We start from the raw sequence: 23082 nt of genomic DNA, 5'->3' as shown, positions 1-23082 counted from the left end.
CGGCTCCCCTTCGGCTCCGCCCATCGATCCGGGCCAGCGTAGCCGCCCCGCGGGCGAGCGCCCGGTCACGCGAGAGGGCTCCAGTCGACCGGCTCCGCGCCGCGCTCCTCCAGGAGGGCGTTGGCGCGGCTGAACGGCCGGGAGCCGAAGAAGCCGCGCGAGGCCGACAGCGGGCTGGGGTGCGCGCTCTCGATCACTCCGGCCTCCCCCAGCATCGGGCGGAGCGACGCGGCGTCGCGGCCCCAGAGGATCGCGACGAGAGGCGCGTCCCGGGCGGCCAGCGTGCGGATCGCGTGCTCGGTGACCGCCTCCCAGCCCTTCCCGCGGTGCGAGGCGGGAGAGCCGGGGGCGACGGTGAGGACCCGGTTGAGCAGCATCACGCCGCTCGAGGTCCAGCCGCTGAGGTCGCCGTGCTCGGGCGGCTCGACGCCGAGGTCGTCCCGGAGCTCGCGGTGGATGTTCTGCAGGCTCCTCGGCAGCGGGCGCACGTGGCGCTCGACCGCGAAGGACAGCCCGATCGGGTGCCCGGGCGTCGGGTACGGGTCCTGTCCGACGATGAGGACGCGCACGTCCGCGAGCGGTGCGGCGAAGGCGCGGAGCACGTCGCGGCCCGCGGGGAGGTAGGGCCGGCCGGCCGCGACCTCGCCGCGGAGGAAGTCGCCCATCGCGGCGATGTCCCCGGCGACGGGGGCGAGCGCCTCCGCCCAGCCCCTGTCGATCAGTCCCGAGGCCGCGAGCTCAGCGAGGTCCACCGGGTCAGCCCGCCGCGAGCGTCGCGACGACGACTCCGGCGTCGCTGCCGCTCACGCGCCACACCGAGCCGGCGCCGCCGACGCGGAGCGCGCCGGTGCCGACGATCAGCACGGTGGACTCGTCGAGCGCGACGCCGCCGTCGACCAGGCCCGCCTCGACGGCCGCGACCAGGCGGCCGAGGGTCCCCCACTGCGCCGCGTGCACGTCGACCGTCACGTCGATGAGGCCGATGCCCTCGAGCACCGTGACCTCGTCGAGCTCCTCCGCCGCGCCCTCCGGGACGACGGCGACGCCGCCGATCCGGTGGCCGCCGACGAGGGCGCGGTCGGCCGCGACGGCGGCTCCCGCCGAGTAGCCGGCGTACGGCACTCCGGAGGAGACGAGATCGCGCAGCCGCGGGAAGCAGGCCTCGAGCGCGTCGCGGTAAGCCGGGGTCAGCCCTCCGCCGACGAAGATCCCGTCGACGTCGTCGAAGACCGCGGGATCGATCCGGCCGCCCTCCGGCTTCATCACGGCGAACGCGTCGAGCGGGCCGACCGTCGCGAGCAGTGCCGCGTAGCCGGCATAGGCCTCCGGGCCGAGCCCGTCGTGGACGACGACGATCGCGATGCGCGGGCCCTCGATCCGGCCGGCGTCGACCGCGTGGGCGCGCGCCTCCGCGAGGAACGCCCCGTACAGCTGCTGGTCGTGCTCGACGCCGCCTCCGCCGCCGATGAGGTGGACGCTCACTCGTCGTCCTCGGCGAGGGCTCCGTCCACCGGGGGCAGAGCCGACCAGGGGAAGACGATCCAGCGCGGGGTGCGGCGCCAGAAGAAATCGGGCTCGAGCACTGTGCGCGGCTTCGTGTAGAGGGTCACGGTGCGCACCTCGGCACCCATCGCGCGGATGAGCTTCACCGAGAGGGCGAGGGTGTGGCCGGAGTCGGAGACGTCGTCGACCAGGAGGATGCGCTTGCCGCGCACGGACGCCTCGTCGAGCAGCGGCGGCAGCACCACGGGCTCCGCCAGTCGCGCCTCGACGCCGGTGTAGAACTCGACGTTCAGCGCGCCGCAGCTCTTGATGCCGAGCGCGTAGGCCACGGCGCCCGCGAGGAGCAGACCGCCGCGCGCGATGGCGACGACCAGCTCCGGCCGGTAGCCCGACGCGACCACGTCGTCGGCCAGGTGCCGAGCGGCGTCGCCGAACTCGAGCCAGCCGAGCACCTCCTTCTCCGTGGCGGCGAGGAGGGCGGCGGAGTCGTCGGCGTCGGAAACCATGAGGGACAGGCTAGGCCGTCGCGGGCCTCCGCGTCACATCGGTCAGGCGCGCGGGGCCAGGGGTCCCTTCGCGACCTTGTGCGGGGCCGCCTGCGCGACCGGCTTGACGGTCACCAGGTCGAGGTTGACGTGGGCGGGGAGCTCCACCGAGGAGACGATCGCGGCGGCGACGTCCTCCGCGACCAGCGGGTCGGGGACCTCGGCGTAGACCGCGTCGGCGCGCTCCCGGTCGCCGCCGAAGCGGACCAGCGAGAACTCGTCCGTGTGCACCATCCCCGGCGCGATCTCGATCACGCGGATCGGCTCGCCGGCCAGCTCGAGCCGCAGCACGGCGACCAGCGCGTGCGCGGCGTGCTTGGCGGCGTTGTACCCGCCTCCGCCCTCGTAGGCGACGTGGCCGGCGATCGAGGTGACCGTCACGATGTCCGCGGAGGTGCCGCTCCCCCGGATCCCGGCCCGCAGCAGCGGGAGCAGCGCGCTGGTCACGAGCTTCACCGAGAGCACGTTGATCTCGAACATGCGGCGCCAGTCCTCGGGGTCGGACTTCTCGACCGAGTCGAGTCCGAGCGCACCGCCCGCGTTGTTCACGAGCGCGTGCACGGGCCCGGAGGAGGAGAGGTGGTCGCGCAGAGCGTCGACCTGGGCGGCGTCGGTGAGGTCGGCGGCGAAGTACCCGGCGCCGGTCTCGGCGGCGAGCGCCTCCAGCCGGTCGCGCCGGCGCGCGACGGCGACGACCTTCCAGCCGTGCTCGCGGAACAGGCGGACCGCGGCCGCCCCGATCCCTGAACTCGCTCCTGTCACGACAACGCGTCGATCCACGCCCGTTTCCTTCCGTCAAGCCTCGGACACCCTCGACTCCGTCGTCGCAGCCCAACGCTAGTCTGGCCGCGTGCCGCCCGCCGACCCGGTTCCCGCGACCGCCGGGACAGCCGTCACCCCGAAGCGCCGCGTTCCCCTCTGGGACAACGCGCGCTTCGTCTGCGTGACCCTCGTCGTGATCGGGCACGGCGTCCAGAGGCTGACGGCCAACTCCGACACCTCGCTCATTGTCTACCTGACGATCTACGCCTTCCACATGCCGGCGTTCGCGATCATCTCGGGCTACTTCTCCAAGAGCGGCGCACCGAGCGGGCGCGCGATGCGGCGGGTGCTGACCGACATCCTCCTGCCCTACCTGATCATGGAGACGATCTGGACCCTGGTGCAGTTCCTGGTCGAGGGGAAGCAGGAGTTCAACCCGACGAAGCCGAGCTGGACGCTGTGGTTCCTGCTCGCGCTGGGCATCTTCCGCCTCGTCCTCCCCTACCTGGCGCTGCTGCGCTGGCCGCTGCTGATCAGCGTGGTGCTCGCGGTCGGGGTCAGCTACTACGACAACATCGACTCGACCTTCTCGCTCGCACGCGCGATCGGGATCCTGCCGTTCTTCGTGTTCGGCTGGCGGCTGCGCGGCTTCTCCCCCGGCGGCCGCTCCGCCGTCGAGCGCTGGCTCGAACAGCCGCCGTCGCGGGTGCTCCTCGCCCGGATCCTCGCCGTCGTCCTCTTCGCGGTCACGGCGGTCGTCATGACCGTCAACATCGAGGCGTTCCGAGCGGCGGACCTGCGCTACTGGTTCTTCTACGACCGCCCCTACGACGCCCTCGGCGAGACCCAGTGGTGGGCCGGGCTGGTGCGGCTGGCCCTGATGGCCGGAGCGGTCGTGCTCTCGCTCGCGCTCTTCGCGCTGGTTCCGCGCCGCCGCACCCCGCTCACCGCCTGGGGGCAGTCGACGATGTACGTCTACCTCCTCCACAGCTTCGTCCTCTATCCGCTGCGGGAGTCCGGGATCCTCTCGCGGACGGAGAGCACGCTCGCCCTCGTGCTGATGATCGTGTTCTGCATCGCGGTCTCGGTCGTGCTCTCGCTCGGCTGGACCCGCACCGTCTTCCACCGGCTGGTCGAGCCCCGCGCGGCCTGGCTCTTCGCCCCGGCGGCCGACGAGAGGCCCCGGCGCCCGGACCGCGCCGACCCCACGGGCGCCAAGCGCGACCGGCAGCCCGAGCGGCGCTGACGGCCGTTACCCCGTGTGTCGGCGGTCCTGGCCGCCCGGCGGGCCCCCGCGTACGCTCGTCGCGACGGAGAACGGCCCCGTCACCGACCCCGACGATCCGATGGGAAGCACCATGACCGACTCCGAGAAGTGGCAGTTCGAGACCAAGCAGATCCACTCGGGCGCCGCGCCGGACCCGGTGACCAAGGCCCGCGCGACGCCGATCTACCAGACCACCTCCTACGTCTTCGACAACGCGGAGCACGCCCAGAACCTGTTCGCGCTGGCCGAGTTCGGGAACATCTACACCCGCATCCAGAACCCGACCCAGGCGGTCGTGGAGGAGCGGCTCACCGCCCTCGAGGGCGGCTCCGGCGCCCTGCTGCTCGCCTCGGGCCAGGCCGCCGAGACCGCGGCCGTGCTGAACATCGCCCAGGCCGGCGACCACATCGTCTCGTCGTCCTCGATCTACGGCGGCACCTACAACCTCTTCAAGTACACCCTCGCCAAGCTCGGCATCGAGACGACCTTCGTCGAGAACCAGGACGACCGCGAGGAGTGGCGCCGCGCCGTCCGTCCGAACACGAAGCTGTTCTTCGCCGAGACCGTCGGCAACCCCAAGATCAACATCCTCGACATCCGCACCGTGGCCGATGTCGCGCACGACGCCGGCGTGCCCCTGATCGTGGACAACACCATCGCGACGCCCTACCTGATCCGCCCCTTCGAGCACGGCGCGGACATCATCGTGCACTCGGCGACGAAGTTCCTCGGCGGCCACGGCACGGTCATCGGCGGAGCGATCGTCGACGGCGGCCGCTTCTCGTGGACCGCGAACGCCGAGCGCTTCCCCGGCCTCACCACGCCGGACGAGTCGTACCACGGCGCCGTCTACACCGCCGCGGTCGGCGACTCCCTCGCCTACATCATCAAGGCCCGCGTGCAGCTGCTGCGCGACCTCGGCGCCTCGATCGCTCCGGCGAGCGCCTGGCAGCTCATCCAGGGCATCGAGACCCTCTCGCTCCGGATCGAGCGCCACGTGCAGAACGCGCAGGAGATCGCGGAGTACCTCGAGAACCACTCCGACATCGCCTCTGTGAACTACTCGGGCCTGCCCACCTCGCCCTGGTACGCCGCGGCCAACCGCTACGCGCCGAAGGGCGTGGGCGCGGTGCTCTCGTTCGAGCTCAAGGGCGGAGTGGACGCCGGCCGGGCCTTCGTCGACTCGCTGGAGCTGTTCTCGCACCTGGCCAACATCGGCGACGTCCGCTCGCTCGTCATCCACCCCGCGTCGACCACGCACTCGCAGCTCTCGCCCGAGCAGCAGCTGACCGCCGGCGTCACTCCGGGCCTGGTGCGCCTATCGGTGGGACTCGAGAACGTCGACGACCTCCGCGCCGACCTCGACCAAGCCCTCCGCGCCGCGCGCGCCGTCGTCGAGGCCTCCCGCGCGAACGCCTGAGGCCCCTCGGCGCCCTGACGGGGTCCCCGTCCTCGGGGATCGCGTCAGGGCGCTCCGCGCGCGGGCGGAGGAGCGCGGGAGCAGGGCGTAACAAACGGCTCCGCCCCGCGGCGCTCTGACACGATGGACAGCGCTATGGACTGGCAGCAGACACTCGAGGACACGGTCCCGTCGGCGTTCGTCACCGAGCGCCAGCTCCTCTCGGTCATCGGCAAGCCGCCCGCCACCGGAGCCTGGCGCGACGGCGACCACCCGGGCGGACGCCGCTTCGTCGACCTCGGCCCGTTCGACTTCGAGGCGGGCGGCCGCCTCCCCCACGCCCGCATCGCCTACGAGAGCTGGGGCGCGCTGAACGAGCGCCGCGACAACGCCGTCCTCGTCCTGCACGCGCTGACCGGCGACTCCCACCTGCTCGGCCGCGGCGATCCCGGCCACGCGACGGACGGCTGGTGGTCGGGACTCGTCGGCCCCGGCCTCGTGATCGACACCGACCGCTTCTTCGTGGTCGCCCCGAACATGCTCGGCGGCTGCCAGGGCTCCAGCGGTCCCGCGTCCCTCGCCCCCGACGGCCACGAGTGGGGCGCACGGTTCCCGTACACGAGCATCCGCGACCAGGTGCGGGCGCAGGTGCAGTTCAGCGACCTGCTCGGCGTCGAGCGCTGGCACACCGTCATCGGCGGCTCGATGGGCGGGATGCAGGCGCTGGAGTGGGGGATCGACCACGCGGAGCGGGTCGCGCGCCTCGCGGTCCTCGCAGCTCCCCCGCGGGCCACGGCCGACCAGATCGCCCTCAACTTCGTGCAGCTCGAGGCGATCCGCAACGACGCGGCCTTCGCGGGCGGCTCCTACTACGACGCCGGCGACGGCCAGGGCCCGTACCACGGCCTCGCGCTCGCCCGCCGGATGGCACTGCTCAACTACCGCAGCCCCTCCGAGCTCAACGACCGCTTCGAGCGCAGCTGGCAGTCGGGGCTCAGCCCGCTCGGCGGCGGCGGCCGCTTCGCCGTGGAGTCGTACCTCGACTTCCACGGCAACAAGTTCACGCGCCGCTTCGACGCGAACAGCTACATCACGCTCGTCGAGGCGATGAACTCGCACGACGTCGGCCGCGGCCGGGGCGGCGAGGCGGCCGCCCTCTCCCGGATCACCAGCCCGACCCTCGTCCTCGGCATCGACAGCGACCGGCTCTTCCCGGTCGAGGGCCAGCGGATCATCGCGGCGCACGCTCCCGGCGCTCTCGACGGCGGAGAGGTCGCGGTGATCACCTCGACGTTCGGCCACGACGGGTTCCTCATCGAGGACGACGCGGTCGGCGCGCACCTCGCCCGGCTGCTGGCGCATCCCGCGACGGCCTGACCCGCCCGACTCCGGCGCGGTTCGACGCCCCGAACCGCGCCGACCGGCCCGGCCAGTGGCTATCGTGAGACGGGGGCCAGCCCCGCGCCACGACCGGAGGGGGCCAGAGCGTGCCGATGATCCGCAGCGCCCGCGAGCGCGATCGGCTGCTGCGCCACTCCGCCTGCGGGATCGGCCTGCTCACGGAGGCGGGGGCGCTCGGCATGGCCCTCATCCCCGGGACGCTCCAGCCCGCCGCCGTGCCGTTCGCCGTCGCGCTGCTCCTGGGCATGATGGCCGCCCACGTCGAGCTCGCCCGGACGGGGCGCCGCAGCCGAGTGATCGCCGTCGCCGTCGGCGGCCTGCTGCTGGGCTGGGGCCTCGCGCTTGGGCTCGCTCCGGGCGCCGACTTCGCCGGGTTCGTCCTGGTCAACACCGCGAACGCCGTGACCGCGAGCATCGCCGTGGTCGTGACGACGTCCGCGCGCCGACTGCTCCTGCTGCTGCCGGTGCTCCTCCCGAGCCTGATCCCGTCGGTGCTCGTCTCGAGCGGCACCATGATCCCCACCGTGGTCGTCCAGAGCCTGCTGCCCTGGGGCACGCTCTGCGGATTTGCCCTCTGGATCGGCACAGCGGTCCCTCGGGTGGTGCGGCGGATCGACAGCATCGGCAACGCGCACCGTGTGGAGCGCCTCGCCAGCGAGACGGAGGCGCAGCGCCGGCAGGGTGCGCGGCTCCTGCACGACACGGTGCTGGCCACCCTCACGCTCCTCGCGCACTCGGGCCGCGGAGTGTCGGTCGACGCGCTCCGGCAGCAGGCGGCGCAGGACGCGCAGCTCCTGCGCCAGCTCCGGCTCGGCGGGACCCCCACCCCGAGCGCGTCCGGCTCCTACCAGCTGACCAGCGTCACCTCCGCCCCCGCGGCCAACACCCTCGAGACCGTCCGCAACCGCTTCGGCCGGATGGGGCTCGACGTGATCTGGCACGGCTCCGGCCAGGTGGCGCTCACCGGCGCGGCCCTCGACTCCTTCGTGCTCGCCCTGGCGGAGTGCCTCGAGAACGTGCGCCGCCACTCCGGCGTCGCCTCGGCCGACGTGACGATCACCGAGGACGAGACGACCGTCCGCGCGATGGTCACGGACGCGGGCGCGGGCTTCGACATCGCGACCGTCCCCGACACGAAGCTCGGCTTCAAGGAGTCGGTGATCGCCCGGCTCGGCGACGTCGGCGGCCGCACCAGACTGTTCAGCGCCCCCGGATCGGGGACGACCGTGGTGCTGGAGGTCCCCAAGTGAGCCCCGCGCCGGAGTCGCGGGCCCCGCTGCTGGGACGCGTGCCCGCGACGCACGGCCGCTCCTCCCGGTCCGCCCGCTCGGTCCGCCGCCAGCAGGAGGGGCTCGGCACCAACTACCTCGGCAGCGGCCTCAACGGCATCGCCGCCGCGATCCTCGCCTACGAGCTGCTGATCTTCCTCTCGACCTCCGCCCGCTACAGCGACCTCGCACCCGCGGCGATCGCCTGGGTCCTCGTCGTCCTGGCCTTCGGGTCCACCGTCCTCGCGATCCACCTCGGCGGACGCCGCCTGCCGCTCCCGGTCTACCTCTGCTTCCTCGTCGCCCTCGGAGCCGCCGTCGTGCTCGACCTGGTGGCCGTGACCGACTCCGGCGCGGCCCGCACCGTCCCCACCGCCGCGGTCGCGGGCGCCGTCGCGCACGCCGCGCTGATCGTCCACCGGCGCGGGATCGAGATCCTCGCGGTGAGCGCCCTCGTCGCGATCGCCGAGGTGATCGCGTTCCTCTCGATGGAGTCGGGCGGCGCGGGCGCGCTCTCGGTGCGCATCAGCGCCCTCGTGGTGACGATCGCGCCGGCCGTCGTCGTGGTCGTGATGATGCGCGGATTCCGCCGGATGGTCCAGCTCGAGATCGACCGCGCCCTCGTGCAGAGCACCACGCTCGGCCCGCGCTACGCGGTCGGGATGCTCGCCTCGGAGGAGCTCGCACGGCTCGACCTCGCCGCCGAGCGCCTCCTCGCCGAGGTGGGCGACGGCTCGGTCCGCCTGCCCCTCGACGCCCAGCGCGCCGCGCACGCGACCTCGCTCGCCACCCAGCTCCGCCTCCACCTCATCGAGGGGCGGCGCGAGACCTGGCTGCACCACGCCGTGCTCGAGTCCGAGCTGCTCGCGCCGCTCGTCGAGCTCGACGACCCGGACGGCACCGCCGGACTCCTCGGGCACCAGCAGCGCGACGGGCTCCTCTCGGCGATCTGGCTGATGGCCGACAGCGCGACCGGGCTCGCCGTGGTCCTCCACGTCGAGTCGGGCAGCCCCCGCGATCCCGGAGCCGGGACGGCCGCCCGAGGACTGCTCGTGCCGATCACGCTCCGCTCCTCAGGCGCGCCCTTGCGCGGCGTCGATCCTGCGACGTGGGAGGCTATCGCTCAGGTCGGCGTCTTCCGCGACACCTCGCGCGACGGGGAGCTCCGGATCGAGATCGACTGCCTGGTCGAGAATCCCGCCGACCGGTGAGCAGCCGCCGAGAGACCGCCGACGACCGCCGACCGAAGGACACCGATGACACCCACCGCTGACGCGAAGATCACTCTCGCGGTCGTGGACGACCACAAGATGCTCCTCGGAGCGCTCACGGAGTGGATCCGCGGAGCCGCCTCCGACATCCAGCTGGTGGCCGCGGTCGCCTCCTGGCCCGAGCTGCTCACGCACCCCGAGTTCCCCGTCGACGTCGTGCTCCTCGACCTCGACCTCAAGGACAACATCCCGATCTCGGTGAAGCTCTCGACCCTCAAGACCACCGGGGTGAAGACCGTGCTGATGAGCACCTACTCCGAGCCCGCCGTGGTCCGCGAGGCGCTCGCCTCCGGAGCCCTCGGCTACCTCGTGAAGACCGAGGACGCGGACATGATCGTCGAGGCGATCCGCGCGGCCAAGGACGGCCACTCCTACATCTCGCACGAGCTCGACATGGCGCTCTCCACCGGCGACTCCGACGGAGCGCCGAAGCTCAGCGCGCAGGAGCGCCGCGTGATGGCCCTCTACGGCGGCGGCGAGCCGGTCAAGTCGGTCGCGTTCGAGCTGGGCATCTCGGAGGAGACCGCGAAGTCGTACCTCAAGCGGATCCGCGAGAAGTACCGCGTCGTCGGCATCGACGTCGGCACGAAGGTGGCGCTCCGCAAGCGCGCCATCCACGACGGGATCCTCATCGAGACGGACTGAGTCCTCTTCCGCGGCGGTCCCCGCCCGCCGCGGCGCGGTCGGCTTCACGACGGGGTGCGTTCCGCAGAGCGGGGTGCGTCGCCCGGCATCGATCCGCTGACACGCGGATCACTGTCGGCGGGCTCCACGACGGCGCGGCGGTCCCCGCCCGCCGCGGCGCGGTCGGCTTCACGACGTGGTGCGTTCCGCAGAGCGGGGCGCGTCGCCCGGCATCGATCCGCTGGCACGCGGATCGCTGTCGGCGGGCTCCACGAGGGCGCGGCGGTCCCCGCCCGCCGCGGCGCGGTCGGCTTCACGACGTGGTGCGTTCCGCGGAGCGGGGTGCGTCGCCCGGCATCGATCCGCTGACACGCGCATCGCTGTCGGCGGGCTCCACGAGGGCGCGGCGGTCCCTGCCCGCCACGGCGCGGTCGGCTTCACGATGTGGTGCGTTCCGCAGAGCGGGGTGCGTCGCCCGGCATCGATCCGCTGACACGCGGATCGCTGTCGGCGGGCTCCACGAGGGCGCGGCGGTCCCCGCCCGCCGCGGCGCGGTCGGCTTCACGACGTGGCGCGTTCCGCAGAGCGGGATACGTCGCCCGGCATCGATCCGCTGACACGCGGATCACTGTCGGCGGGCTCCACCTCGTCGAGCGGCGGCCACCTGCTCCTGCGGTCGAGCAGGGCGGGCGTGCCCGAGTCGTGCCGGTCGAGTCGCCGCGGGACGCGGCGTATCGAGACCCGCCAGGCACGGGCAACGGGTCGATGCTGGTCGAGATGCCGCGGGACGCTGGGCATCGAGACCCACCGGACCGGGACTGCGAGTGCTCCTGCGGGCCCGCGTCAGGGGGCCAGGACGGCGACCGTCATGCCGGGCGTCGCGGCGGGGGCGTCCATCGCGGCGAGAGCGGCGGGCAGGTCCTCGAAGGCGATGGTGCGGCCGACGGAGTCGGCGGGGCGCAGACGGCCGGCGACGACGTCGTCGAGGAGGGCCGTGTAGCCGCTCCGGGCGATGCCGTGGCTGCCCAGCAGCTCCAGCTCCTGGGCGATGACCCGGCCGAGCGGCATCGCCGGTGCGGCGTCGGGCCCGAGGAGCAGACCCACCTGCACGTGCCGGCCGCGCGGACGCAGGGCGGCGATCGACGCCTCCGCCGTGACGCTGCTTCCGACGGCGTCGACCGCCAGATGGGCACCTCCTCCGGTCGCCGCCCGGATCGCCTCGGCGGCACCCTCGCCTCCGGGGACGGTCACCGCCCCGAGCGCGGCCGCGGCCTCCCGCGCCGGGGCGGAGACGTCCGACGCCACCACGCGGGCCCCGGCCGCGAGCGCGACGATCACCGCGGAGAGGCCGACTCCGCCGCAGCCCAGCACCGCGACCCACTCCCCCGGGGCGACCCGGCCGCGCTCGTGCAGGGCGTGGTACGCGGTCCCGAAGCGGCAGCCGAGACCGGCCGCCTCGACGAAGCCGACGGAGTCGGGCAGGCGCACCAGGTTCAGGTCCGCACCCGTCACGGCCACCGCCTCGGCGAACGACCCGTCGAGGGTGAATCCCGGCTGCTGCTGCCGGAGGCACACCTGCGTCGCCCCCTCCCGGCACTGCTCGCAGTCGCCGCAGGCGAACACGAACGGCGCCGTGACCCGGTCACCGACCGCGAAGAGCGACACCTGGGCTCCCGTCGCGATCACCGTCCCGGCGAACTCGTGCCCGGGGATCTGCGGCAGGACGACCGAGTCGTCGTGCCCCTTCCACGCGTGCCAGTCGCTCCGGCACACCCCGGTCGCCGCGACGCGGACGACGACGCCGTCGACGGGGCAGACGGGCTCCGGGACCTCGACGATCGCGGGGAGGGCGGAGAAGGACGAGTAGCTCACGGCGCGCATGCCGAGAGTCTTCCAGAGGCCCTGGCCGCGCTCTGCTTACAGCGCGTCGACCGGGATGCCGCCGGTGCCCGGCTGGGCGGGCTCGCGGTGGACCGGGTAGACCGTGCCTCGGGCGCGGTCGATCGCGATACTGCCGAAGGCGAGCACGATTCCGGCCGCGGTCAGGCCCACGCCGACCCAGATGGGCGACAGGTAGCCCAGTCCGGCGGCGATCGTCAGGCCGCCGAGCGCGGCACCCACCGAGTTGCCGATGTTGAGGGCGGAGTGGTTGAGCGCGGCCGCGATCGTCTGGCTGTCGCGCGCCACGTCCATCAGCCGGGTCTGGATCGCGGGCGACGCGGCCGCCGAGAAGCCCGCCGAGAGGAACGCGAACAGCACCAGGCCGACGACCGACGAGGCCGACAGCGCGAGTCCGATCAGCGAGACGCCGACGCCGGCGAAGAACACCACCAGCGCCCGCCGCACGTCGCGGTCGGCGGCCCAGCCGCCGACGAGGTTGCCGACGGTCATCCCGAGGCCGATGACGACCAGGATCCACGGGACCGCGCCGAGCGGCAGGCCCGTCACCTCGGTCGCGAGCGGCGAGATGTAGCTGTACATCGCGAAGAGTCCGCCGAAGCCGATGGCGCCGACGAGGAGGGTCATCCAGACCTGCAGGCGCCCGAACGCCCGCAGCTCGTTGCGGACGGTCGCCGCCGGATTCCCGGGTTGCGCGGGCACCAGAAGCTGGACGGCCACGACGGTCAGCGCGAAGAGCACCGCGACCACGAGGTAGGCGCTGCGCCAGCCGGCCACCTGCCCGACCCAGGTGATCGCGGGCACGCCGATGACGTTCGCGATCGTGAGCCCGGAGAGGACGAACGCGACTCCCTTGCCGCGCTTGCCGGGACCCATCAGGTCGGCGGCGACCAGGGAGGCGATGCCGAAGTAGGCGCCGTGCGGGAGCGCGGCGACGAAGCGCGCGGCGAGGACGAGCGGGAAGCTCGGGAGCAGCGCCGAGCCGATCGTCCCGACGGTGAAGGCGACGAGGAGGGTCAGGAGGAGCCTCTTGCGCGGCCAGCGCGCCGCTGCGGCGGCGATGGTGGGGGCGCCGACCACGACACCGAGCGCGTAGGCCGAGATCAGCATCCCCGCCTGCGAGACGGCCTGCTCCTGGCTCGCGGCCCAGACCCCGGGGAGGAGGTCGGCGGCGAGCTGCGGGAGGAGCCCCATCGCGACGAACTCGGTCGAGCCGATGCCGAAGCCCCCCATCGCGAGGGCGAGCAGGGCGAGGCGGGTCCGAGCGGGCGAGAGCGTCACCGCTCAAGGCTACTCAGGATCGGACGGATGTCGAATCGATTCGAGCACACCCGCACGCGAGAGGTCGCGGCGGGGACCCGCTACTCCCCCAGCGCGTCGTTCAGCCGGGCGATCTTGCCGTCGATCTCGCCCGAGTAGCCGGGGCGGATGTCCGCCTTCATGACGAGCGACACGCGCGTCCCGAACGCTCCGACGGCCTCCGTCGCGCGCTTGACGACGTCGAAGACCTCGTCCCACTCCCCCTCGATCTCGGTGAACATCGAGGTCGTCCGCGACGGCAGGCCGCTCTCGCGGACGATGCGGACGGCGGCGGCGACGGCGTCGTGGACGGACGCGTCGGGCGCCTCGCCCCCGGACGGTGCGACCGAGAATGCGACGAGCATGGGAGCCTCCTTGACTGCGCGCACCGCGTGCCGGCCCCGCGCCCTCCGAGCCTACGAGCCCTGGGGCGCCAGGCGGGTCTCGCCGGTCAGCGACGACGCGGAAGTCGTGGCGCCGGGTGCGACGACCCGCGCCGTCCCCATCCTCCACAGCTCGCGCAGCAGCCAGCCGAGCAGCACCACGAGGAGGATGTTCCGCACGGTCAGCACGAGCACCATCCACCAGTGCGACCAGAGGAGGAAGAGGTAGAGGTACGGGTAAACCACCTGGGTCAGAGCCGCAGTGACGAGGGTCAGCTTCGCGGGCCGGTCGAACGCGCCGTCGCGGCACGCGATCAGCCCGGCGATCACCGGCGGCGCGAGCCAGACGATGTACTGCGGCGAGAGCACCTTGTTGGTGTCGATGAACACGACCACGAAGGTCAGCGCGAGCAGCGGGAACAGCCTGGCGGGGTCCGCCCGGCGGGCGAGAGCACGGGCACCCAGCAGGGCCACGCCGAGCATGGCCAGAGCGAGCAGCGGGGTCATCAGGCTCGCCGCGAACTCGGTGCCGGGCCCGTGCATCTCGAAGGTGTTGATGTCGGCGGCGTAGTAGACGTAGCTCCCCGATCCCGGGAGGACCGACAGCCACATCCAGGGAGTGCTCACGACGGCCTCGATCTGGAGGCCCCGATCGGTCTGATCGGTGACGAAGCTGAAGACCTGGTCCCCGCCGCCGACGAGGACGACCGCGAGCACGATGATCACGGAGGCGACCGCGGGGACGAGGATCATCCGCAGCCGTCCGCGCAGGACCAGCACGGCAGCGGCGAGGATCGCGGCCGGCCACACCTTGATCCAGGTGGCCACGGTCAGCAGCAGCGCCGCGACGCCCGGACGGGTCGCCGCCCAGAGCATCCCGGCGATGGCCGGCGGCGCGGTGAAGGCGTCGATGCGGCCGATCGCGATCGGCCCGAGGAGGACGAGGAACAGCAGCCACCAGCGCGCCGCGGCGAGGCGAGGCGCCGACCGGCCGCGCAGCAGCAGGGCGAAGGCGGCGGCGTCGGCGAGCGCGACGAGGACGAGCCACATCAGGTCGTAGCCCGCCGAGCCGAAGAGCCAGGAGGCGGCGATCGGGCCCCAGGCGAGGATCGGGTAGACCCAGCCCGTGTCGATCCCGGCGATGCCGCCGCCCTCGACGGCGGTCCTCATCCACTCCTTGTAGACGATGCTGACGTCGCCCATCGGCAGACCCGGAGCGAACAGCGCCAGGAGGGAGAGCACCACGTGCACCAGCGCGAAGGCGCCCCAGAGCACGGCGACGGAGTCGCGGTTCTCGCGCAGCCGGGCGAGGGGGCGGGAGGACGCTCGAGGAGGGGAGGACGGCACCGCGTCATTGTAGAGGGGCCGCTGAACGGGACCCTGGCAGCACCTGAGCCCGCCTGGGAGCGCCGCTCCCGCCGGGCATCGGTTGCCCGGCGGCGTCGGTCGCCGCCGGGCGTCAGCAGACGGCGTCGCGACCCGACGAACTCAGTAGCCGGCGAACGCGTCGGTGCGGATCCGCTTCGCCCCGGCACCGCGCAGGGCGCCGCGGACCGAGTCGACGAACGACGGCGACCCGGAGACGTAGCCCACGCGGCGGCCGGCGTCCGGCACCGCGTCCGCGAGCAGCTCGGCGGTCAGTCGGCCTGTGACGTGCGACCACCGTGCGGGGAGGTCGGTCGGCGCCTCCTTCGAGCAGAGCACGACCCGGGCCCCCGACTCCTGCAGCAGGTCGCGGTACGCGACCTCGGCGAGGCTCGGCGCGGCGACCACGACGACGACGTCGCGCCGCGGACCGTCCGCGAGCGAGCGGAGCTGACTGGCGAACGGGGTGATCCCGATGCCGCCCGCCACCAGCAGCAGTGGCACGGCGGGATCGGCAGGCAGGACGAAGTCACCGCCGACGCTCGTCGCCCGGAGCGAGTCGCCGGGCTCCAGAGCGGCGAGGGCGCGCTTGAAGCTGCTCGCCTTCTCCGGCATCCGCAGGGCGATCGCGATCTCGCCGTCGGACGGAGCGGAGGAGACCGAGAAGGTGCGCCGGCTGCCCCGGCTGTCGGCGCGGTGCGGCAGGTCGAGCTCGAGCCACTGGCCCGGCTCGAAGGTCAGCGGCGAGCGGGAGCGGAAGCGGTACTCCGCGATGCCCGGCGCCAGCACGCGGGTCGAGGCGAGCTCGAGCGTGTGCCGCCGACGCTGGCGGAATGCGAAGGCGAACGCGAGGGCGTTGCCGACCACGAGGCCCAGCTCCGGAGTGGCGGAGACGACGCCGATGTGGAAGGGAACGCTCGCCACGAGCGCTGCGACGACCGCGATGATCAGCTGCTGCGAGCGGCGCGGCGCGAGCGTGAGCGGCTCCGTCAGCATGAAGGCGCCGGCGAAGACGAAGGGGTAGGCCGTGAGGACCAGGGCCGCCGCGGCGCCGAGGTCCTGGCCGTTCTGCACCGCCTGCTGCACGGACACCCCGCCGGCGACGACGACGAAGACGGCGAAGACGGCCCAGCGGCGGACCCGCGCGACGATCAGGAGGGAGCCCACGACGACGAACGGCCAGATCGCGCCACTGGCGATCCACCAGGCTCCGGCGTTGAGCCCGGTGAAGCCGATGATCAGCACGGCGACCGCGGCCGGATTGAAGAGGTGGCGGCCCCGCCAGGCGAGGACGTACTTGGACGCGGCGGCGATCGCGCCGACGAGCGCGATCACGGCGAGCCCGCGGGGATCGGCCGTCGGGAAGAGGAGGCAGGCGATCAGCAGACCGGTGACGAGCGAGGACTCGAGGTGCGCGCGGCTGCGGAACAGCCGCGCGAGGACCGCGCTGACCAGGGCCGTCGAGGCGACGGCGACGAGCGTCGTGCCGAGGATCTCGAGCGGCGTCGAGAAGATCAGGCCGGCTGCGGCGTACCCGACGGCTACGAGCAGGAGCGCGGCGAGCGTCATCCAGACCAGCCGGTAGGTGGTGACGCGGCCGAGGGCGCGGTCGAAGGTGCCGATCATCGGAAGACCTCTCCGGGGAAGGAAGGCGAGTAGTGGAGGGTGCCGTCGCTGCGGACGCGGACGAACTCGAAGTCGAAGCGCTCGGCGAGGGCCTCGGGCGGACAGACGAACAGCGCGGTCGCGAGCCCGTCGGCGACGAGGGCCGTGTCGGCCACCGCCCAGGCGGCGACGATGCTCTCGACCGGAGCTCCGGTCCGCCCGTCGAGGACGTGGTGGAGGCCGCTGCCCCAGGCGCGGCGGTTGCTCGCCGAGCCGCAGAGCGCGCGGTCGCCGGGCACCGCCACTCCCAGTGCGCTGCTCGGGTCCCACGGGTGCTCGAGGCCGACCCGGACGGGTCCGGCGCCGATGCCCCGGAGGTCGCCGCTCGCGTCGACGACGGCGGGCCCGACTCCGTCGAGCTCCTCGAGGACGAGGTCGACGAGCTGGCCCTTGCCCGCGGCGCCGACGTCGACGACAGTCCCGGGCTCGACCCGCAGTCCCGCCGCCCCGCGTCGGGCGGCGGCCCAGGAGGGAGCGGGGACGGCGGGTCCGCGCGGGACGAGGGTGTACGCGGAGTCGTAGCCGAGCTGCTCGAGAGAGCCGCCGACGAAGGGGGTGACCGCCCCGCCGGTCAGCTCGTCGAGCACGTCGTACAGTGCGAAGAGGTCGGCCGCCTCGTCGGGGAAGACGTGCTCGCCTCCGACCCGCAGCTGCGAGACGGCGGAGTCGTCACGGAACCGCGACCAGGTGCGGTCGTACTCCGCGATGCGCGCCTCGACCCGCGAGCGGTGGGAGGGCTCGAGCGGCTCGGCGGTGTCGATCTGCCAGCCGGTGCCGATCGCGTCGAACCGCCACGCGTGGCCGAGGACCGTCGGGGCGTCAGGCCGTGGCATCGGCCTTGATGGTCTCGACGGCGTCGTTGAAGCCGCCGGAGGTGAGGGAGGACCCCGACACCTTGGAGACCTTCAGCTCGTCGAGCTGCTTGCCGACGACCTCGCCCGCGATGCCGCCCGCGAAGCGCGACTGGTACTGCTGGCCGGTGGGGTTCTCCGACTCCGGGGTCACGGTCACGTCGGTGACGACGCCGTCGGCGAGGGTCAGCGAGACGCCCACCTTCTCGTTCCCTCCGGGCGAGGTGTAGGCGCCCTCGGCCTCGTAGGTGCCGTCGGCGTAGCTGCTGCCGCTCGCGGCGGAGGACGCGGCGCCGGTGGCCTCGGGGGCGGAGCTGGTGGCGGTGCTCGGAGCGGTGGTGGTCGCCGCGTCGGCGGCGTCGCTCCCGGTCGTGGTGGTGCTGGAGCAGGCGGCGAGCGCGGCGAGGGTGCCGGCGCCGGCGAGGAGGGTCAGGGCGTAGCGGGCGGGAGTCGTGGTCTTCGCGGTCATGTCTGTTCTCCTGGTCAAGGCGGACGCGGCGGATCCGACGGTAGAGGTGCTCGCTTCGAGCACCCGATGAGGCGGCGGTGCGGAGCCGGTGAGCCGGGCCGCGGGCGTCGCTTCCTCCAGGACAACGGCGGCGGTCCCGGTTCGGTTCAGCGCTCGTCCGACGGGCGTGTCAGCGCAGGAGTGCGGCGACCACTCCGGGCAGGTGCTCCGCGATGTCGAGCGCGGCGATCGGGCCGCCGGCGGAGGCGCTCCGTCCGGCCTCCGCGTGCAGGACGGCGGCCGCGGCGGCCACCGGGGCGAGGTCCTCCGCGGTCAGAGTCGTCCCGGCCGCCTCGGCGTCCGCGGCCCGACCGGCGAGGAGTGCGCCGAGCACGCCGCCGAGGACGTCGCCGCTGCCCGCGGTCGCCAGCCAGGGCGTGGATCCGGAGACCTCGAGCTCGACGCCGCCCGCGACGACGTGGGTGGTGCCGCCCTTGAGGAGCACGCAGACTCCGAGGCGGTCCGCCGCCCGGCGCGCCCACTCCCCCGGGGCCTCGGCGATCGTCGCGGCGTCCGCGTCCAGACCCGCTCGGCCGAGCACTCCGGCGAGCTCGCGGTAGTGCGGCGTGATGACGACCGGGCCTGCGGCCTCGTCGATCAGGTCGAGCGCGCCCGCGTCGAGCACCGCCGGGACTCCCGAGTGCAGCTGCTCGATCAGGGTGCGCCGCTCCTCGTCGCTGCGGTCCTCGGCGCTGGTGCCGGAGCCGACGAGCCAGGCCTGCACGCGCCCCACCGCGGTCACGACCTCCGGCCGCCGGGCGAGCACCAGTCCCGCGGGCCGCTCCGGTCCGAGGTAGCGGACCATGCCGACTCCCGTCCGCACCGCCGCCTCGACGCCGAGCACCGCCGCTCCCGGGTACCGCTCCGACCCGGTCGCGATCCCCAGCACCCCGCGCGTGTACTTGTCGTCGTCCTCCCGCGGCACCCTGATGCTCCGCGCCGCCTCCGCCGTCCCGACCCGCTCACCCATCCCGCCACCCTACGTCGCCCTGCGGCGGAGCCGCCCGGTGCCGCCGCTGCCGCACTGGTGCCGGCGTAGCGCACTGGTGCCGGCGCAGCGCACTGGTGCCGGCGCAGCCGCACCCCTCTCCCCTTGCTCCAGAGGGGCGCGGGTGCTGGAGGGGGCAGTCGCAAGGCGGAGGAGGAAGCGGTACCGGCGGTACCGCGCCCGACGACAACGCCGCGAACGCCCCCTCCAGCACCCGCGGGCGCGGGCCGCGGAGGGGGCGGATGCAAGGCGGAGGAGGAAGCGATACCGGCGGTATCGCGCCCGACGACAACGCCGCCTCCAGCACCCGCGGGCGCGGGCCGCGGAGGGGGCGGATGCAAGGCGGAGGAGGAAGCGATACCGGCGGTATCGCGCCCGACGACAACGCCGCAGACGGCCCCTCCGCGGCCCGCGCCTAGCGGCGGGTGGCGTCGTCGACTTCGCCGACGAGCTCCTCGATGATGTCCTCGAGGAACAGCACTCCGGTGGCGCGGCCCTGCTCGTCGAACGCGCGGGCGAGGTGGGCGCCGGTGCGCCGCATGATCGCGAGGGCGTCCTCGAGGTCGGTGGCCTCGAAGATCGAGGCGAGCTGGCGGATGCGCTTGGCGGGGACGGGGAGGCGGAACTTGGCGCCCTCCGTGTCGCCGTCGAGGTCGAGGACGTCCTTGAGGTGGATGTAGCCCTCGGGGGTGCCGTCCTCGCCGAGGATCACGTAGCGCGAGAAGCCGTGCTTGGCGACGGCGCGCTCGACGTCGGCGGGGGTCGCTCCGCTGGGGAGGCTGACGATCCCGTCGAGGGGCAGGGCGACGTCGTGGACCTTCTTCTCGGTGAACTCGAACGCGGCGAGGAGGGTCCCGGTCGAGTCGCGGAGCGTGCCCTCGCGGGTGGACTGGTCGACGATCGTCTGCACCTCCTCGAGCGTGAAGGTGCTGTTCGCCTCGTCCTTGGGCTCCACCTTGAAGAGGCGGAGCACTCCGTTCGAGACCGCGTTGAGGGCGACGATGATCGGGCGGAGGACCCGGGCGATGGCGACGAGCGGCGGCGCCAGGAGGAGCACGGCGCGGTCGGGCATGGAGAACGAGATGTTCTTGGGGACCATCTCGCCGAGCACCACGTGCAGGAACGACACGATCAGCAGCGTGATGACGAAGGCGACGGTGCCGGAGAGCTCGTCGGGGATGCCGACGGCGTGCAGCGGCACCTCGAGCAGGTGGTGGATCGCCGGCTCGCTCACGTTGAGGATCAGCAGCGAGCAGACGGTGATGCCCAGCTGCGTGGTCGCGAGCATCAGTGTGGCGTGCTCCATCGCGGCGAGCGCGGTGATCGCGCTGCGGCGTCCGCTCTCCGCGAGGGGCTCGATCTGGGAGCGGCGCGCGGAGATGACCGCGAACTCCGCTCCGACGAAGAAGGCGTTCGCGGCGAGGAGCACCACGAGCCAGGCGATTCCGGCCCAGTCACTCATCGTCGGACTCCTTCCGTCCGCGGTGTCCGCGGGCGACGTCGGCGAGCGGGTCGGGGATCCCGTCGGGATCCGCGTCGGGGTCGGGCGTGAAGCGGAGGCGGTCGATGCGGCGGCCGTCCAGGCGCTCGACGCGCAGCGAGCCGCCCTCGACGTCGACCCGGTCGCCGACGGCGGGGAGGCGGCCGAGCTCGCTCATCACGAATCCGGCGACCGTCTCGTAGGGCCCCTCCTCGGGGATGTGCACGCCGGCGCGGTCGAGGACCTCGTCGGGGCGGAGCATGCCGGGGAAGGTGGTGGAGCCGGGGAGCTTGACCACGTCGGCCCGGGAGCGGTCGTGCTCGTCGGCGACCTCGCCGACCAGCTCCTCGACCAGGTCCTCGAGCGTGGCGACGCCCGCCGTGCCGCCGTACTCGTCGACGACGACCGCGAGCTGGAAGCCGCGTCCGCGCAGCTCCGTGAGCAGCACGTCGAGCTTCATGGTCTCGGGGACGCGGAGCGGCTCGGAGCGCAGCGCCGTGACGGGCACGTCGGACCTCTTGCCGCGGGGCACGGCGACGGCCTGCTTGACGTGCACGACTCCGACGATGTCGTCGATGTCGTCGTCCGTGATCGGGAAGCGCGAGAACCCGGTGGTGCGGGCGAGGTCGAGCACGTCCTGCGCGGTGCTCGCGCGCTCGACCGTCGACAGGCGCAGGCGCGGCGTCATCACGTCGCCCGCGGTGAGGGCGGAGAAGCGGAGGGTGCGCCCGAGCAGGTCGGCCGTGTCCTCCTCGAGCAGTCCGGCGCTGGCGGAGTGGCGCACGAGGCTCGAGAGCTCCTCGGCGCTGCGGGCGCCCGAGAGCTCCTCCTTCGGCTCGATGCCGACCAGGCGCAGCAGGGCGTTCGCGCTGCCGTTCAGCAGGGCGACGGCCGGGCGGAACACCGTCGTGAACGCGGTCTGCAGCGGCACGACGAGCTTCGCGGTCGCCCGCGGCAGAGCGAGGGCGAAGTTCTTGGGGACCAGCTCGCCGAGGATCATCGACAGCAGGGTCGCGATGACGATGGCGACCACCGTCATGACCGGCGCGAGCGCCTCCTCCGGGATGCCGAATCCGCTGAACGGCTCCTGGAGCAGCGTCGAGAGGGCGGGCTCCATCGTGTAGCCGGTGAGCAGCGTCGTGAGGGTGATGCCCAGCTGCGCGCTCGAGAGGTGCGTGGAGGTGACGCGCAGGGCCGCGATGGTCATGCCCAGGCGCGTCTCGCCGCGGTCGCGACGGGCTTCGAGATCGGCCCGGTCGAGGTTCACCAGCGCGAACTCGCTGGCGACGAAGACGCCGGTGCCCAGGGTCAGCAGCAGGCCGACGCCGAGGAGGAGCCACTCAGTTCCCACGGTGGTCGCCCCCGGTCACGAGAGGGAGGTGCGAGGAGGGCCGGACAGTGCGGGCCGGCGGAGCGGCGGCACCGGAGCGGCGGGCGGGAGTCCGAGGAGCACGGCGGCGAGCGGAACGGGCCGGATGCGCAGAGGGAGGGTCGTCCATTGTGGCGCCGAGTCTACCCGCCGCGGAGCGCTGCCGGGCGTGCTCCGACGCGGCGGCTCAGAGCCACTTCTTCCGCTTGAACACCGCGTAGAGCGCGAAGCCGAACAGCACCATCAGGCCCAGCGCCCAGGGGTAGCCGAGGCGCCAGTGCAGCTCCGGCATGTCGTCGAAGTTCATCCCGTAGATGCCGGCCACCAGCGTCGGGGCGAAGAGGATCGCCGCCCACGAGGAGATCTTGCGGACCACGTCGTTCTGGGCGAGCCCGGTCTCGGTCTGCCGGCGCGAGACGAGCGTCGAGTGCACCGTGAGCGCCTTGTCGAGGATCGCGCGCAGGGAGTCGACCGCCTCCGTCACGCGGATGGTGTGGTCGAGCACGTCGCGGAGGGAGCGGCGCAGCTCGATCCGCTCCGGCGAGGGCGAGGGCTCCCCCTCCACGGGCGTCGACTCCTGCAGCAGCTCGTGCAGCAGGGCGGTCAGCGGCTGCACCGAGCGCTGGAAGTGGATGACCTCGCGCGAGAGCCGGTAGATGCGCTCCGAGAGCCCGTCGTCCGAGTCGTCGCCGAAGAGCTGGTCCTCGATCTCGTCCACGTCGCCCTGGACGCCGAACACCACCGGCGCGTACTCGTCGACGACCTGGTCGAGGATCGCGTAGAGCACCGCTTCGGGCCCGCGGGCGAGGAGGGCCGGATCCTCCTCCAGGCGGCGGCGCACGCGGGCGAGGTCCGGGGAATCGGCGTGCCGGATGGTGACCACGAAGTCGGGGCCGACGAAGACGTGCAGCTCGCCGAAGACGACCGTCTCGGCGGCGTCCGCGTAGCGCGCCGGCCGCAGCACGACGAAGAGCCCGTCGTCGTAGCGCTCGAGCTTGGCCCGCTGGTGCCCGCTCAGCGCGTCCTCGACGGCGAGCGGGTGCAGCCCGAACTCCTCGGCGACCGCCTCGACCTCCTCGCGCGTCGGGCGGTAGAGGCCGATCCAGGCCATGCCGTGCTCGTCGCGCATCAGCTCGAAGGTGTCCTCGAGCGAGTCGGGGTTCCGGATGCGGCGGCCGTCGACGTACACGGCGTTGTCGACGATGGTCATGGGCTCGGTTCTAGCACGCGGCGCC

At 73.3% G+C, this 23082-nt stretch carries 21 protein-coding genes; 6 read left to right on the top strand and 15 right to left on the bottom strand.

Translation table 11 applies throughout. The annotated features are described in order from the left end of the window. Positions 1-65: 65 nt before the first annotated feature. From C5C30_RS00495 to C5C30_RS00480, 4 genes are read right to left on the bottom strand one after another with little or no spacing between them, the layout of a single operon-like run. Positions 66-752 carry a uracil-DNA glycosylase gene (locus C5C30_RS00495; RefSeq protein ID WP_104332977.1) on the bottom strand — a complete coding sequence of 229 codons (687 nt, stop codon included), beginning with the start codon at positions 750-752 and terminating at the stop codon, positions 66-68. A 4-nt stretch (positions 753-756) separates the two neighbouring features. Then, entirely contained in the window at positions 757-1482 is a 726-nt protein-coding gene (locus C5C30_RS00490; protein WP_104224440.1) for a peptidase S51, read from the bottom strand. Then, entirely contained in the window at positions 1479-2009 is a 531-nt protein-coding gene (locus C5C30_RS00485) for a phosphoribosyltransferase (RefSeq protein ID WP_104224441.1), read from the bottom strand. Before C5C30_RS00485 ends, C5C30_RS00490 begins: the two co-directional genes overlap by 4 nt. Positions 2010-2051: 42 nt before the next feature. Continuing rightward, a complete protein-coding gene (locus C5C30_RS00480) occupies positions 2052-2828 on the bottom strand; it encodes an SDR family NAD(P)-dependent oxidoreductase (RefSeq protein WP_258065739.1) in 777 nt (258 codons plus the stop codon). Between the two features lie 70 nt (positions 2829-2898). Here C5C30_RS00480 and C5C30_RS00475 point away from each other — a divergent pair, with 70 nt between their 5' ends. From C5C30_RS00475 to C5C30_RS00450, 6 genes are all read left to right on the top strand, one after another. Further along, the gene (locus C5C30_RS00475) at positions 2899-4056 is read left to right on the top strand and encodes an acyltransferase family protein (protein WP_104332975.1); all 1158 of its coding nucleotides are present in this window, start codon (positions 2899-2901) and stop codon (positions 4054-4056) included. Positions 4057-4168: 112 nt separating this feature from the next. Next, positions 4169-5497, top strand: a complete 1329-nt coding sequence (locus tag C5C30_RS00470; protein WP_104225507.1) for a bifunctional o-acetylhomoserine/o-acetylserine sulfhydrylase — start codon at positions 4169-4171, stop codon at positions 5495-5497. 135 nt (positions 5498-5632) lie between these two features. Then, positions 5633-6853, top strand: a complete 1221-nt coding sequence (locus C5C30_RS00465) for a homoserine O-acetyltransferase (protein ID WP_104232776.1) — start codon at positions 5633-5635, stop codon at positions 6851-6853. Positions 6854-6969: 116 nt separating this feature from the next. Beyond that, positions 6970-8127 (top strand): sensor histidine kinase, encoded by a 1158-nt coding sequence (locus C5C30_RS00460; protein ID WP_104224445.1) that lies wholly within the window; start codon positions 6970-6972, stop codon positions 8125-8127. Between the two features lie 38 nt (positions 8128-8165). Then, positions 8166-9356 carry a hypothetical protein gene (locus C5C30_RS00455; protein WP_146076851.1) on the top strand — a complete coding sequence of 397 codons (1191 nt, stop codon included), beginning with the start codon at positions 8166-8168 and terminating at the stop codon, positions 9354-9356. Positions 9357-9401: 45 nt separating this feature from the next. Further along, the gene (locus tag C5C30_RS00450; protein WP_104224447.1) at positions 9402-10061 is read left to right on the top strand and encodes a response regulator; all 660 of its coding nucleotides are present in this window, start codon (positions 9402-9404) and stop codon (positions 10059-10061) included. An 822-nt stretch (positions 10062-10883) separates the two neighbouring features. Here C5C30_RS00450 and C5C30_RS00445 read toward each other — a convergent pair. The 11 genes from C5C30_RS00445 to corA all read right to left on the bottom strand — a co-directional run bounded on the left by C5C30_RS00445 (position 10884) and on the right by corA (position 23057). Continuing rightward, positions 10884-11921: an alcohol dehydrogenase catalytic domain-containing protein gene (locus tag C5C30_RS00445; RefSeq protein WP_104268432.1), complete on the bottom strand. Its 1038-nt coding sequence runs from the start codon at positions 11919-11921 to the stop codon at positions 10884-10886. A gap of 36 nt (positions 11922-11957) precedes the next feature. Beyond that, on the bottom strand, positions 11958-13172 hold the full coding sequence (locus C5C30_RS00440) for an MFS transporter (protein WP_104333043.1): 1215 nt from the start codon (positions 13170-13172) through the stop codon (positions 11958-11960). Positions 13173-13300: 128 nt separating this feature from the next. After that, positions 13301-13603 carry a thiamine-binding protein gene (locus C5C30_RS00435; RefSeq protein WP_104332974.1) on the bottom strand — a complete coding sequence of 101 codons (303 nt, stop codon included), beginning with the start codon at positions 13601-13603 and terminating at the stop codon, positions 13301-13303. Positions 13604-13654: 51 nt separating this feature from the next. After that, positions 13655-14968: a glycosyltransferase 87 family protein gene (locus C5C30_RS00430; RefSeq protein ID WP_104225503.1), complete on the bottom strand. Its 1314-nt coding sequence runs from the start codon at positions 14966-14968 to the stop codon at positions 13655-13657. A 141-nt stretch (positions 14969-15109) separates the two neighbouring features. Continuing rightward, positions 15110-16612: an oxidoreductase gene (locus C5C30_RS00425; protein ID WP_104232782.1), complete on the bottom strand. Its 1503-nt coding sequence runs from the start codon at positions 16610-16612 to the stop codon at positions 15110-15112. Next, the gene (locus C5C30_RS00420; RefSeq protein WP_104246649.1) at positions 16609-17484 is read right to left on the bottom strand and encodes an FAD:protein FMN transferase; all 876 of its coding nucleotides are present in this window, start codon (positions 17482-17484) and stop codon (positions 16609-16611) included. Before C5C30_RS00420 ends, C5C30_RS00425 begins: the two co-directional genes overlap by 4 nt. Beyond that, entirely contained in the window at positions 17471-17971 is a 501-nt protein-coding gene (locus C5C30_RS00415) for an FMN-binding protein (protein ID WP_104224453.1), read from the bottom strand. Before C5C30_RS00415 ends, C5C30_RS00420 begins: the two co-directional genes overlap by 14 nt. 169 nt (positions 17972-18140) lie before the next feature. After that, positions 18141-18980 carry an ADP/ATP-dependent (S)-NAD(P)H-hydrate dehydratase gene (locus C5C30_RS00410; RefSeq protein ID WP_104332973.1) on the bottom strand — a complete coding sequence of 280 codons (840 nt, stop codon included), beginning with the start codon at positions 18978-18980 and terminating at the stop codon, positions 18141-18143. A gap of 433 nt (positions 18981-19413) precedes the next feature. Beyond that, positions 19414-20460: a hemolysin family protein gene (locus C5C30_RS00405; protein WP_104224111.1), complete on the bottom strand. Its 1047-nt coding sequence runs from the start codon at positions 20458-20460 to the stop codon at positions 19414-19416. Beyond that, complete coding sequence (locus C5C30_RS00400) at positions 20453-21829, bottom strand: hemolysin family protein (RefSeq protein ID WP_104224112.1); 1377 nt, start codon at positions 21827-21829, stop codon at positions 20453-20455. The genes C5C30_RS00405 and C5C30_RS00400 overlap by 8 nt, the downstream gene beginning before the upstream one ends. Positions 21830-22034: 205 nt before the next feature. Beyond that, positions 22035-23057 (bottom strand): magnesium/cobalt transporter CorA, encoded by a 1023-nt coding sequence (gene corA, locus C5C30_RS00395; RefSeq protein ID WP_104224113.1) that lies wholly within the window; start codon positions 23055-23057, stop codon positions 22035-22037. Positions 23058-23082: the final 25 nt, after the last annotated feature.

This window comes from Rathayibacter sp. AY2B5, assembly GCF_002931645.1.
Classification (GTDB): Bacteria; Actinomycetota; Actinomycetes; order Actinomycetales; family Microbacteriaceae; genus Rathayibacter.
This window is presented reverse-complemented; position numbering and strand designations above follow the sequence as displayed.